Source organism: ANME-2 cluster archaeon, from assembly GCA_014237145.1.
GTDB lineage: Archaea > Halobacteriota > Methanosarcinia > Methanosarcinales > Methanocomedenaceae > Methanocomedens_A.
The window spans coordinates 1-13,656 of sequence record JAAXOC010000102.1 but is presented as its reverse complement, the minus strand read 5'-3'; the positions used below and the strand labels follow the sequence as shown (position 1 = coordinate 13,656).

Sequence of the window (13,656 nt, the reverse complement as noted above, 5' to 3'; positions counted from 1 at the left end):
TCCGCTGGCAACTTTGGGAATTATACCATTCAGGCACTGGACAAGAGTTGATTTCCCGCAACCGCTGGGCCCAAGCAAGAGTATGAACTCGCCCTCTTCAACTGTCAGGTTGATATTATCAAGTACTGCATCTTCAAAACCAGGATAATAATAAGTAAGATTTTTAATTGATATCATTTTTATTTCTATTCAACGAATAACACCAATTAAGTATAAATAACATAGCCTTATATCGGAAGTATTACGTCTACGTAAAATCTTAATGATTTTGGTGATCTTTTGCGGGGAATATTCCGTTACGAACAAAAGGAGACAATAATCCACAGCATTGACCCGAGGGTCAAGTTAATATGGGTATTCAGTGTCTCCACCCTGACCATTACAGCCGGTGTACCCTGGGTATTGCTGGCGATATTCCTGTCAACCCTGCCTTTCTGGGCAATGTTGCGCCCTTCTAGGGAGAAGATCAAATCCATTGCGTTCGTGCTGTTTACTATGGTCTTCGGGTTCATGATCTCCCAATCATTGTTCTATTACTGGGGTGAAACACCCACATTTACTATAATCCCGGCAACCTTCCCGGTAATCGGACCCATTACAGGCGGGATCCATGTATATATGGAAGGTGCCGTGTATGGTTTCATCCAGTCATTCCGGTTCATGGCAACGGTAAGTGCCGCCCTTTTGCTTGTGGCCACCACCCATCCAAGTGAGCTAATTGCAGGTCTTGTACGTTTTATCCAGATCGGCAAGAGACACTTCGGTTTTCCAAGTGAGATCGCTTTCATGGTTTCTTCTGCAGTAAGTTTTGCTCCTTCCATGATAGAGGAAAGTCTCATAACTATAAATGCCATGCAGGTACGGGGCCTTAAGATGAAGGGTATCACCAACAAAATAATCGCATTAAAACACCTCTTTTTCCCGTTGGTCATCAATATTTTAAGAACCGGCCGGCAGATGGCTATCGCTGCCGATTCAAGGGCCTTCAGGGCAACAAAGAACAGGACATATCTAAATGAACTAAAACTGGGTAGGGCTGATTATATTTTTCTCTCATATATCTTTATATTCATGAGTACCGGATTATATCTTAGTTTTATAGGTTATGGCGGCACAGTGCCGGGGATATAATATGAAGGAAATCGCTCTTTTCATTTCTATCTTGTTGCTGGTACCCCTTGCCTCTGCCGGTGAATGGCGGGGTGATGGCACGCCACTGTATGTCATAGCCGAAGGCAGAATCCATGGCGGGGTTTACGTGGGTGGCGGTCACGGGCTGACTTATGAAGACCCTTATGTGGAATACTTTGACCTGCCCGGTAACATTGAATATGCCCGCCTGTATGTACCTGTGTGGAATTATAACGAAGGCGACTGGATCGAGGTCAGCATCAATGGAAAAAGCCTGGGCAGGTCAAGCGAACCTGACTATGTGGCCGCATGGGGGATTTGCGATTATGTCTTAAATGTCACCGATGAATTGTCACCTGGGATGAACACTGTATCAGTAACCTATCATAACACAAACGGTGCGCCGTACAGCATTGTCCTGGTGGCAGTGTATAATGATACTACTATGCCACAAACCCGGTTCTGGATTGCCGAAGGGAACCATGCCCTCTCCCAAACGTCCAAAATTGACCATGCTGAGGTAATATTCCAGGGTGATATCCCGGAAGGGACAACAAATGCCACCCTGTGGACAATGATGATAGCAGGTAATGAGGGTGAGATCGACAGGTTATATTTTAATTCTAATCTGCTGGGTGAGGATGTTGGCAGGAGAAAGTCCGGTGCATATTTTGACCTGGACAGGTGGGATGTCACAGAGTTTGTTGGAACTACCAACAATTCAGTCTTCTTTGACCGTGGCGAGGAAACATATATCCATCCTTTTAATGCAGTTCTTTTTGTAGAATTCATGGAAGACCAGGGAGACGATTACATTGAGATCCACCCAATGTCCGAATCAAAAGGAGAAAATTTACCAAGAGCAGTTGTTATGGTCTTGGTTATTTCAATGATATTCCTGGTATACAGGGTAAGGAGTAAAAAATGAAGCTGATAGCCATTCTCATCTTACTGATCTTTTTTTTACCACAAATAGCTGCGGCTGAACTTGAAATTGGCATGGATATACCCTTGAAGAATAAGGAAATTTACCAGGAAAACAGACTGGTTGCCGGTGTATCATGGTATGAAAGGGGCCAGGTTGTCCTGACCAATACAGGGGATGAAAACCTGCACAATATCCTGGTATCTGTGAATGTCCCGCTTAAAATGGATATCGAGATCCCTGTACAGGCAATGAAAAACATCAATGCTGATAATAACACTGTAACAGCCAGGATCGGGGAGTTGGGAGCAGGGGAATCCATTTCATTTATTTTCAGTGTAAAGCCGCCCGAATCGATCGAATTCAAGAAAAAGGGAAGTTTTGCAATATCAGCCAGCTATGAGGACGGTACAGGCACCCATTCTACCAGCTATACCCATGCTGTTGAGGTTGTCCCTCCACCTTCCTGGATAACATACGGCACTGTGCTGGCAAGCATATGTATCATTTTACTGGCCTTTTTAATTGCCTGGAAGTTCAATGTGCTTGAGCAGTTCACTACCATTGACCTTATCACCATAGCACTCCTGGCTGGCCTCATCGGTGTTGTTTTCAGGTGGTTCTGGCAGACCTTCAACGACCTGCTGGGTCCCCTTGGCGGACTGCTGTTCACCATACCCACGGCCGTGTTGATGATAATCGCACTTCAGCTGGTAAGAAAGCCGGGTACGGCCACGCTGTTGTTCACGGTGGTGGAACTTGTAGCACTTGTGGTGTGGGGCTCTAATATCACTATATGGATGGGGTGGTATATGACTGAAGGCATAATCGTCGATATTCTGGTATTGTTATTCAAGAAAGATTATGCAGACAGGCGGAGTACGGCTATAATCTACTGTGTGGCGAGGAGTGCCTATGCTTACTGGATGTTCTATTTCTTTTTTGCACCTGCTGTCTGGAAGGTATATTATGCCCCCTGGTATGCCTGGGGAGAGGTGGGTATTGCCGCCATCGGCGGCCTGATAGGAGGGGCTATAGGATACAGTATTGCTAAAAAAGTGAGAGGAGCTATGATATAATGCAACCTGAAAAGTTAAAGATAAAACTTGAACACTGGGCCGATCATAATAGCAGCCATGCCGCTGGCTTTCGAAAGCAAGCACAAGAGGCTGGAGAAATGGGACAACAGGATATTGAAGCAGAACTGTTACTGGCTGCTGAAGCTATGGACATGGCGGGTAGCCATCTTCAAAGGGCAATAGAAATATTGGGAGATACACAGGATTGAGGAGTGGGTAACTTTTTGTTAGCTGCCACAACGATCAGAGAATATCCGGCAATGGAGTGAAAGATTATGAAGAAAATTTTAATTATTTTATTTATTTTACTACTGTTCACATTCATTCCGGCAGTACAAGCAAGCTATTCATATGACGGCATACCGTTTACAATCGCTTCACAAGGCACGGTTAATGGTGGAGTATATATCGACGGCGGCCACGGCATGGAATTCCCGCCTTACTCACAGAAATTTGATGTGCCGGATGGTCATATCAGGTGGGCACGCCTGTATGTCGGTATCTGGGGCGGCAAGGAAGAGTATGAAGGATGGGTCCGGGTTGACATGAACGGCAAAAGCATGGATAAAGTACCACTGCTGGGTATTAATGATGCCAGCTCAAACGTGTACTGTTCAGGCCATGGGGTTTACTGGGTATACTATGATGTAACTGATATTGTTGTGAACGGCGAGAATGCGGTTATCATTGAAACGAGCCAGGGAGAACCCGGCAATAAACTTGACGGCAGGGTGTACGGCGCTGTACTCGCCGCAGTCTATGAAGACAAGAATGCACCCGGGATCACCTACGAGATATATGACGGGAATGTGAATCTCCATAGTGGGGGATGGAGCGGGAAGCAGGAAAATATAAATTATGAAACATCTGTATTTTTCAATGATATGCAGGACCAGACCAGTCCGAACAAAGCAGAACTCACAGTAGTTTATCTGACAAGTTCAAAGGGCCTGCCTGATTACCTGCAATTTAATGGCCACCAGCTTGGGACCACACCTCAATATCTCCTTGATATGGGATACCACACCGGAGTAACGGATATTGCCAATGAGGTAAGTGGTGATGCATGTTTTGGTTCTGGCATTCGGAGCAGTTATTTTGATATTGAATGCTTCGATGTGCTTGAATATACACAGACAGATAATATTCTTACATTCCTTTTAGGACGTGACCTGGATGGGGATGGGAAGATCGGCGATAACGAAGGTGAAGACTATCTGCACCCGGTTATCACGTCGCTGGTACTAAAGCACAGGACAGATACAAATTCCGGACCTGATCTATCGATAGAAGTTGAGATCGATGAAAATAATCTTATTGAAGGAAATGATGTTGAGATACCGGTAGTGATAGGTAATCCGGGTGGACTACATGAAGGGATGGTCAGGATCAGGCTGGATGTTGACGGCAGTGAGGCTTCAACGACTGATGTGAATATGGATGCCAGCGGTGTTATCAGGTCAACGATCAACTGGCATGCTACGGCAGGACCCCATCTCCTGGAGATAATGGTCGATCCTGAAAATGTAGTACTGGAGTCTAATGAAAATAACAATGTCTATGAAGCAGAAGTAGATGTCAATACCAGACCCGACCTGTCTATTTCCATAGGAGAACCAAAAAAGACCGAAACCGAAAACAGCCTGGCTAAAGCATCAACACCGTTATTGATGCTACTGGTTATTGGAAGTCTTAGAAGAAAAAAAGCCTTCTTGCTGGCAGTTCTTCTTGTAGCTGCATGTTTTAGCGGGTGTACCGGACCCGGCACCGAAAACAAACAAACAGACTATCAAGTTCCCATACTCATTATGAATAATGGGGAGTCACCAGCCAGACAATTTGATATCAACTTATATCTTGATGAAGAAAAAATTGCGGCACTGCATATCCGGGAGCTGGATGGCAGTTCTTCAATGGAAGAGGAACTGATGGTAACGGTTGCGGGGGGCGAACATACCCTCAAAGCAATAGTAGACGAGAAAAACTATGTAATTGAATCAAATGAGGAGAATAATGTGGATGAAATCGTATTTAATTTTACTTAGTCTCCTGATAATAGTTATTTTTCCTGCATCGGCATCATATGCCGGAGATAAACCGCTGATCACTGTTTTACATGATGTACACCCGGGCGGTGTCGAATTTGCTCTTGGCAACAGCAAATACAGCGGAGAGATGAAGTCAAATGATACCTACACGGTTGACTTTGAAGTTGCTGTTCCAGCCAATGCAAGTATCAGATTTGCAAGGGCATATACGTACTGGGTATGGAGTAAAAAAGGCCTGGAAGGTATATATCCGGTGATGAATGCATCAGTCATGCATCATGGCGGTGTAAGCCCGGTATCACATGATTCGAGATATATCGATACCAAAGGATTTGCAGCGAGATACGACTTCTTTTCAGGCACAGACGTTTATGATCTGAGCGACCGGATACATGAAAATGGCACTTATTCGATATCATTACAAAATTCGGCAGACGATGAGCGGACATTTTGTTTACAGGGAATCGGACTGCTCATAATCTATGAATACCAGGACTCGCCAGTTATTGAATACTGGGTCAATGAAGGTTGTGATATGATCTATGCTGAACATGGTATCACCCCGGAAATGGCTACAACGACCACATATTTCAAAGGTGGGATAGATACAGAAAAGGTGAGCAGGGCATACCTGATAACTGCTTCTCCATCAGGGGGCTTAACCCAGGGTGCAAAACAGACTCGCAACAAGCTTTTTTTTAACGAGAAAGCAGAAGTCACACCCATTCTGGGAGATATCATCAGGATATTATTCGGCGGCGGAAAAGTGTGGAAAGATATTTACTTGACAAGTGAATCAGCCCAGATCGCAATTGACGAGCGGGAAGTAACAAATTACCTAAAGCCCAAAGATAATTTTGCCAGCATACAGGACAGCGGTGATTACATGTTGGTGACAAATGCTATCATGGTGCTGGAGTTTGAAGGAGAGGGGGAAACGAAAGCGAATAAAACAGCAGGTTTTGAACTACTGGCAGGGATTATTGCAATGTCCTTTGCTTATGTGGCAGGTAAAAGGTGACTAATTGTGAGTATGGTTAAAACACAGGGATTGTCAAAGTACTACACTTTTGGCTCAGGGAACCAGGTGGTAGCGCTCAATGATGTAAACCTGACTGTTGCCAGCGGAGAGTTTGTTTCGATAATGGGCCCGTCCGGATCAGGGAAATCTACACTGCTAAACATTGTGGGATGCTTGGACAAGCCTACCACCGGTGATGTCTATATAGATGATGTGAAGATCGACTATGGAAATGCCGGTAGTCTCGTGCAACTGCACAGGCAAACAATGGGGTTCGTCTTCCAGGGATTTAACCTCATATCAACAATGAATGCCATAGAGAATGTATGGTATCCCATGTATTTCAACAAGGTTCCAAAGCCAGAACGTATAAAAAGGGCAGAAGAACTGTTAGAATCTGTGGGACTAAGGGACAGGGCGCTTCACCTCCCTTCAGAACTATCCGGGGGCGAGCAGCAGCGAGTGTCCATAGCCCGTGCACTTGCAAACCATCCCAGGCTTATCCTGGCAGATGAACCAACAGGGAATATAGACTCCAGGACCGGAAAGATGATCATTGACCTCATGAAGAAGCTGAATAAAGAGCAGGGGATCACATTCATTGTTACAACACATGATAATGTAATGGCTAACAATGCCGACAGGGTGATAACAATAACGGACGGTGAGATCGTTGATTGAAGCATTCTTACTGGCAATGAGGCAGTTGCGAACCAAGAAGGTCAGGACACTGCTGATCTTGCTCGGGATATCAGTAGGTGTAGCAGCCGTTGTCGGAGTTACATCCCTGGGGGAGGGGATCCGTGTCAATGCAGTTGGTGAGATCGAAAAATCCCATGACCTGACCTTAATTGAGGTATCCCCTGGAGTCAGCAATGGAAATATTATCCTGATAACCGAATCAAAAGTACGTGCGGTCAGGGAATATGGATCTGTAGTCGCACCATATACCATGGATGATTATGTGACACCAAATAAGACATATTTTAAGGCCAATGGCATTTCAGCAAAATATATGGAAGCCAAAGACCTGAAGCTTGAAGCTGGCATGTGGCTTGAGGAAGGAACATACCAGATCGTGCTGGGAAGTGATATCGGGGAGAAATTCAGTAAGATAGAGGGAGCAGAGATCGGAAACGCCATTGATGCCAGGATCAGGTTGTACGGAGAAGAAGGCAGGGCGATAGATAAGGATATTACCTTTGTGATAGCAGGCAGGTTAAAACCTACCGGGACCGATTCCGATGACCAGGCATTCATGGATATGAATATTGCCATGGAGCTTACCGGGAAAGATGTTTATGACGGCATTATTGTTAAGCTGGATAAGTCCGGCCAGACGCTGGCTGCAAGAACTGCCATTGAGAAACTGGGGCTGACCTGCTATAGTGCACAGGATGAAATAGATTCGGTCAACAGGATAATGAACGCTGTGACCCTTGTTCTTGCATTCTTTTCAAGCATATCATTGATCGTGGGCGGGCTCATGATAATAAATACGATGATCGTTTCGGTGTATGAGCGGACTCATGAGATCGGAATTACCAAGGCTATAGGGGCATCGGAATTGGACATAATCAGGATGTTCCTATCCGAATGTATCATAATAGGTGTACTGGGAGGGATACTTGGTGACCTGCTTGGGGTTCTTTTTTCCTTTTTAATAGACAGTGTGGGCAGGCCCATGCTGGTAGCACAGTTGGGGATCGCAGATTTCGAACATTTAACAGTAATAAATATACAAATACTTGCAGCTGGGTTTTTGGTATCATTGGTCATATCCGTTATTGCGGGCATTTATCCTGCATGGAGGGGTGCAAAGCTGGACCCGGTCAAGGCGTTAAGACAGCTTTGAATGATGATGAACGTATCTACTTTAAATCAGAGGGTAAAAATGATAGCCACAGAGAGCACAGAGGCCACAAAGTATTTCCTCTCTGTGCTCTCTGTGGCAGATAATACGAATAATGATTCATACAGATGTTATTACCCTACTTTTTGAAATGGATACTGATGAACGTCAACAGGATCATTATTTACGCTCTATCAACTGTTGTTATCCTAATATCTGTAAAAGAAGGAGTATAACATATTTTGTGTGACCCTATTCACAGAAGTTCACAGTGTTTATTTTCACATGTATCACACCTTTTTGGGCAGTTAATTTTGCCGCTATTTTTATCAGGTGTTCTCCTTCTCCGCGCAGGACTAAAATACGCATGTAATAATCACTGGTAATATGAACCCGCATCGAGGATAGTAATATTTCATTTGACTCAAAAATTATTTTTTCAATAATGGCAGGTAGACCTTTCTTTACCGGGTTGTAGACTATCTCGAATATTCCTATACGTTCCCCTTTAACGTCATTCATCCATTCATGATACTGGATGTATCTCCTGAGAGAATCCCTTATGGCATCTGACCTTGAAGCGTGACCATTATTAATAATTGCTTCGTCAAAATGTGCCAATAGATCATTCGGTAACGTTATCCCGATCCTGGCTAATTCGTTTGTCATCCTGATGCTCCAATCAACAATGGATGGAAAACGCAGAGAGAAGAGGAGTAACCCTCTGCATTTTTCATTTACAGTGCAGATGTTTTTATGGAGGATGATAGTTTTCTCAGGTGACTGAGCTTTAGTTGGCTATTGTATAACCTATGTTTTTGATAACTATCATCTGCAATCCATTACAAAGGGATTACATAGTAATAAGTTTTTCTATTTTAGTAACATTAAATATTACATATTATGTTTCAATTAAATTGAGGATTGGAAATCTGAAAGTCTATATTTAAAAGGATTATTTGCAGCTCTATACTGTACAAAGTTGCCACAACATGCTGATAATATTTAGGAGAGGTATGATTGTATTTGGAATTGCAGAAATAATATTATGATAATCATTAGCACCATATTTCACATTATTTCGACAAAATAAGGCATATTCAAATATATTATGGAAATATATATATATTACATAGCAGGTAAACGGGATATTACAAATAATATAATGAAATATTACGAACTTACAATATTATAAGAGCAAATCACGAAATATAGGATGTTAATTTAATTGATACTATCGAATGACAAACAGGAGATAATACAATTACATCTCATTTCATCTATTTAAAATAACAGATAATGTAATATTATTGGGGGAAGGGATCTTGGGAGTAGAGATTTTATGAAAAAAAACATCATATTACTATTTATTTTATTTATCTTTGCAACCCCGGCACAAGCGACTAAGACTATTGTTTCAATTAATGATGTCAGTGTAGAACCCGGGAACGATATCTGTGCTTCAATTATGCTTAACGATGTAATCAATTACGGAACAGGTACAATTAAAGTCACATATAATCCAGATATTGCACAGGTCACAGGTGCCCAAGGAACTACAGATTCATCTGTTCTGGCATTGAATGCGGACAACAGCGCTGGCAGTATAACAATATCTGGCTTGAACCCGAACGGAAAAACCGGTGATGTGGAATTTACAGATGTAAAATTCCATGCAATTGGTAGCAGTGGCATTTCGACATCCTTAACCCCTGAGGTTACGACCTTGCAGGATACTTCATACAATACCGATTCGTTTGAATCAGTTAATGGATATCTTGGCGACAAACCACTGACGATTTTTACCCATGAAACGATTCCCGGTAATCTGACCTATTCTCTAGGCAGCAGCGATTATAGCGGTAAGTTATACCCGGGCAACCCATACCAAGTTGAACACAACATCTCAATTCCTACAGGAGCCACTGTAAAGTTCGCACGGCTGTATGCATACTGGACATGGAGTGTAATCGATACAACAGACGGGTATCCCGACCTGAAGCTCACCTTTGATAATGATGTACTCTCACCTGCGGCAACATATGATGATAGAAAAGGATTTGGTAACTACGATTTTCCTAGCGGAACATGGGCTTATAATGTCACAAACTATGTAACCGGGTCTGGCGACCATACTACTTTGATAGAGAATACCGGACCTGACAACAGCTACTTTTCAATGGATGGAGTGGGCCTGCTGGTAGTATATACCGAACCTAACGGAGATGAGATCGAGTACTGGATAGCCGAAGGCTGTGATTTAATATCATCCCAGCCAGTATCAGGACTCACTCCTGAAGAGGCTACCACACAAGCTGTATTTTCCGGAACGATCAATACCACAAATATCAAGGAAGCTATACTTACTACAGTGATCCAGTCAGGAAACGACATTGACAATATGCTAATATTTAACCTGGAGAACTGGACCGGGATCTATAACGGCACACCTTATGCTAATCTGGATGTGGATAAAAGGAGCGTACAGAATTACCTTGTCGATAACAACAATACTGCCCGAATCAGGGCTGTAGACGATTACATGGTGCCCAGTAACGCTTTTTTAGTGCTCTGGCATACGTTACCTGAGCTAACACCAGAATCTGGAGATAATACCCCCGTATCCCTGATATCCGACATCAAACCGGAAATATCCATAGAGGTCACACCCTCCTATCTAAATTTCGGTTCGCTCGGACCTGGAGAGATCAGCTCAACTCATCAAATACTCATCAAGAATAATGGTTCCACTAATCTCAGTGTGACAGCAGAGGTTACAGACACTGGTCAGGACCTCTATGCCAGAGGGCTCCAGATCAATAATGCGACATGGACCGGTTATCAGACCCAGCTGATTCCAAACGCTACTGAAGAGGCTGATCTGCGGATTAGAGTTCCTGTTGATTATTCACATGAAGGAGAAAAGGAAGGAGTACTGATGTTCTGGGCCCAGCAGATATAGTGATTATTGAATAATAACTGAATAAATAAATATATAAATGAGGAATAAATATGAATAAATCAATGCGGATAGTTTTTCTAAGCGCAATACTAATTTGCATGCTGGCAATGCCGGCAATGGCAAACTACAATTCAGATGGATGGCCAGTGAATACAAAAATGAATGGTACCGTCAACGGTGGCGTGTTCCATGACAGCATTGGCTGGACCGAGACAACGACACAAACACTGACCACTGATGTGCCTAATGGAACAGTCAAGTATGCTTACCTGTATACAGGTGTATGGGGTGGTCATAGCACTGGTTGGGTGAACGTCAGCTTTAATGGAGATTCTACCAGTAATAAACTGGGTCCAATACATTTAGAGGAGACAAACGATGGTAATGATAATGTGTGGTGCACAGGCCTCGGTAAGTATTGGTTGTGGTATAATGTTACCAACTTAGTCAATACAGGACAGATAAATACTGCAACTACATCGAAGATCAATGGCAGCATTGATGGCAGGATTTATGGCATTGTGCTGGTTGTAGTCTACGAGGGTGGAGATGATCCAAAGCAGATCCAGTACTGGATCAACGACGGAAGCGATGCCCTCAGTTCCACTAATCCCACAGGAACAACAAACTTTGTCGGCACTGTGAATACTGATAATATTGCGATGGCAAATCTCACTATGGTACACCTCACTGGATACTATCCATCCTGCAGCAACTGCACGAAGTTCAATGGAAATGAGCTGGATACAAGCGGTGTAAATACTAATGAATTTGATATGCATACATGGAATGTAACGAACTACATGAAAGCATCAGGAAACGATGCATGGTTCAGTCAAGGCTTTGATGCACATGTTAACATCTGCAATACAATTCTAACTGTGGAATACGAGCCGGAACTGAACGCGCCCGACCTGAACGTGAACGATGTCCTTGTAAACCCTGGCAATGAGCGCTATGAGGATATAGTCCGGGTTTACATCAATCAAAGCAATAACATCTCTGCGGTTGTGTACAATAATGGACCTGAGGATGTAACAGACGATTTTGATGTCTGCTTTGAGGCAGATGGTCTCAAGATCGGTTGTTCAACCGTAACAGGTGGCCTGTCAGCAGGTGCAAATACAACTATCAGCATCGACTGGACGCCAACATGTGCGGATTATCCGGTTATGGCAGGTTTCCCGGCACAGTCACTTCCGCTCACGATAAACGTGACTGTTGACTGCAATTGCAGCAATTGTCCGACCTGTCCTGATGGAAGTTGCGGAACTATTACTGAATCTGATGAGACGAATAACATATTTTCGAAGGTTATTCCGACAATGCAGGTATATAATACAATCAATGTCATCGGCGGTGTTGTTGATAACGGCTACAAGAGCAAGAATTTAGACTGCGATACCACAGAAGAACCACTGGATCAATTTATGTATTACAACTTGATTGGCGGTGGTGTGGAATACAATGTAAGCGGTGCAAAGATCAGTTCTTTTGATCCAGAGGCAACCGATACAAGGATCCACCACATTGATCTGCCAAGTGGTGCGACTGTGAAAGATGCAAGGCTCTATGTGTACTGGTATGACAAATGGTACAACTTCAATACGTATCCAACCGGATGTCTGGCAAATCTGAGCGTGAACTTCAGTGGCACAGATCTCATACCTGATACGGTATATCAGGATTCGAAGTCATTTGGATTCTACCAATCACCAAAAGGAAGCTCTGTTTTCAATGTAACTTCACTGATGAGTGGTTCTGGTGACTATACAGCCATCGTCAAGAATATCGAACCTATTGGAGGTAATGGCACCACACTATTAGGTGAGATGTTAGTTGTGATCTATGACCGTGCAGATCATGGTCATGAGGTCCAGATATGGATGCTGGAAGGTACTGACTATCTTATGTCAGCAGATGATACACATGGCAGTAAAGACTTCTCTGTATCGCCAGAAGAAGCAACAGCTACAGTAGCATTATCAGGTGGAACTATTGATCCTGCAAATGTTAACACTGCGAGGCTAATAACAGTTGTTGCACAGGGAATGGAACTTGGATCTGACATGCTCTTCAATGGCAATGTCATTAAGGCCGATGCATGGGATACGCCTACTGAGGCATATCCAGGCAGCAAGATCAATGTGGAGAATGTGTCCGTGAAGTCGAACTTGCTTGAAAGCGGCAACAACATGGGATTCCAGGACAACGGTACCACTGGAATGCAAGCAAGCAATGCGATTCTGATTGTTGAGACACCAGTGATTGTTGAGACACCATTACCAGACCTTGTCGTAAGCAACATTTACCCGCAGTACATATTCACCAATCTTACGAATGTGTTATCAGTAAATGTGATGAATCAAGGTACTGCATCCACTGCTAGTTGTAACGTAAGCCTAAATATCTCACATACAGGTGGTCCGACCGTATTAATAGCAACTGTGCCTGCACTTAATGCAAGTGAAAGTACGGTGGTAGAAGTTGGCAACTGGAAACCGACCGTTCTTGAAAACATCTCGATGACAACGTTTGCTGACAGCGGCGGTGTAGTGGACGAAGGTGCTAACGAAATCAACAACAATCTCACCGTGTCCAGAAACACCACAGGAGACTGCGCTGTTGATGATATGCT

General features: G+C 43.5%; 12 protein-coding genes. 10 read left to right on the top strand and 2 right to left on the bottom strand.

Features of this window, described 5'->3' with window-relative positions:
- Positions 1-177, bottom strand: a 177-nt coding sequence (locus HF974_14495) for an ATP-binding cassette domain-containing protein (protein ID MBC2699511.1), incomplete at its 3' end; no start/stop codon positions are given.
- A 102-nt stretch (positions 178-279) separates the two neighbouring features.
- Here HF974_14495 and HF974_14490 point away from each other — a divergent pair.
- The 8 genes from HF974_14490 to HF974_14455 all read left to right on the top strand — a co-directional run bounded on the left by HF974_14490 (position 280) and on the right by HF974_14455 (position 8,059).
- Entirely contained in the window at positions 280-1,131 is an 852-nt protein-coding gene (locus HF974_14490) for an energy-coupling factor transporter transmembrane protein EcfT (protein MBC2699510.1), read from the top strand.
- A gap of 1 nt (position 1,132) precedes the next feature.
- Positions 1,133-2,059: a DUF3344 domain-containing protein gene (locus HF974_14485; protein MBC2699509.1), complete on the top strand. Its 927-nt coding sequence runs from the start codon at positions 1,133-1,135 to the stop codon at positions 2,057-2,059.
- Positions 2,056-3,135 carry a hypothetical protein gene (locus HF974_14480; GenBank protein MBC2699508.1) on the top strand — a complete coding sequence of 360 codons (1,080 nt, stop codon included), beginning with the start codon at positions 2,056-2,058 and terminating at the stop codon, positions 3,133-3,135. The genes HF974_14485 and HF974_14480 overlap by 4 nt, the downstream gene beginning before the upstream one ends.
- Complete coding sequence (locus HF974_14475; protein MBC2699507.1) at positions 3,135-3,344, top strand: hypothetical protein; 210 nt, start codon at positions 3,135-3,137, stop codon at positions 3,342-3,344. Before HF974_14480 ends, HF974_14475 begins: the two co-directional genes overlap by 1 nt.
- A 66-nt stretch (positions 3,345-3,410) precedes the next feature.
- Positions 3,411-5,180 carry a DUF3344 domain-containing protein gene (locus tag HF974_14470; GenBank protein ID MBC2699506.1) on the top strand — a complete coding sequence of 590 codons (1,770 nt, stop codon included), beginning with the start codon at positions 3,411-3,413 and terminating at the stop codon, positions 5,178-5,180.
- A complete protein-coding gene (locus HF974_14465; protein ID MBC2699505.1) occupies positions 5,137-6,204 on the top strand; it encodes a DUF3344 domain-containing protein in 1,068 nt (355 codons plus the stop codon). The genes HF974_14470 and HF974_14465 overlap by 44 nt, the downstream gene beginning before the upstream one ends.
- A 12-nt stretch (positions 6,205-6,216) precedes the next feature.
- Positions 6,217-6,885 carry an ABC transporter ATP-binding protein gene (locus HF974_14460; protein ID MBC2699504.1) on the top strand — a complete coding sequence of 223 codons (669 nt, stop codon included), beginning with the start codon at positions 6,217-6,219 and terminating at the stop codon, positions 6,883-6,885.
- 16 nt (positions 6,886-6,901) lie between these two features.
- Positions 6,902-8,059, top strand: coding sequence for an ABC transporter permease (locus HF974_14455; protein ID MBC2699503.1), 1,158 nt, complete (start codon positions 6,902-6,904; stop codon positions 8,057-8,059).
- Positions 8,060-8,308: 249 nt separating this feature from the next.
- Here HF974_14455 and HF974_14450 read toward each other — a convergent pair whose 3' ends face one another.
- Complete coding sequence (locus tag HF974_14450; protein ID MBC2699502.1) at positions 8,309-8,725, bottom strand: ribbon-helix-helix protein, CopG family; 417 nt, start codon at positions 8,723-8,725, stop codon at positions 8,309-8,311.
- Positions 8,726-9,398: 673 nt separating this feature from the next.
- On the opposite strand from HF974_14450, the gene HF974_14445 reads away from it, so the two are divergent.
- Together HF974_14445 and HF974_14440 are read left to right on the top strand one after the other, a co-directional pair.
- Positions 9,399-11,018, top strand: a complete 1,620-nt coding sequence (locus tag HF974_14445; protein ID MBC2699501.1) for a DUF3344 domain-containing protein — start codon at positions 9,399-9,401, stop codon at positions 11,016-11,018.
- A 50-nt stretch (positions 11,019-11,068) separates the two neighbouring features.
- Positions 11,069-13,656, top strand: a 2,588-nt coding sequence (locus tag HF974_14440) for a DUF3344 domain-containing protein (protein MBC2699500.1), incomplete at its 3' end; no start/stop codon positions are given.

Bases quoted from the DNA above. Each gene is read 5' to 3' on its own strand.
- HF974_14485 (MBC2699509.1), top strand. From the start codon at position 1,133: ATGAAGGAAATCGCTCTTTTCATTTCTATCTTGTTGCTGGTACCCCTT.
- HF974_14480 (MBC2699508.1), top strand. From the start codon at position 2,056: ATGAAGCTGATAGCCATTCTCATCTTACTGATCTTTTTTTTACCACAA.
- HF974_14475 (MBC2699507.1), top strand. From the start codon at position 3,135: ATGCAACCTGAAAAGTTAAAGATAAAACTTGAACACTGGGCCGATCAT.
- HF974_14470 (MBC2699506.1), top strand. From the start codon at position 3,411: ATGAAGAAAATTTTAATTATTTTATTTATTTTACTACTGTTCACATTC.
- HF974_14465 (MBC2699505.1), top strand. From the start codon at position 5,137: ATGAGGAGAATAATGTGGATGAAATCGTATTTAATTTTACTTAGTCTC.
- HF974_14460 (MBC2699504.1), top strand. From the start codon at position 6,217: ATGGTTAAAACACAGGGATTGTCAAAGTACTACACTTTTGGCTCAGGG.
- HF974_14455 (MBC2699503.1), top strand. From the start codon at position 6,902: ATGAGGCAGTTGCGAACCAAGAAGGTCAGGACACTGCTGATCTTGCTC.
- HF974_14450 (MBC2699502.1), bottom strand. From the start codon at position 8,725: ATGACAAACGAATTAGCCAGGATCGGGATAACGTTACCGAATGATCTA.
- HF974_14445 (MBC2699501.1), top strand. From the start codon at position 9,399: ATGAAAAAAAACATCATATTACTATTTATTTTATTTATCTTTGCAACC.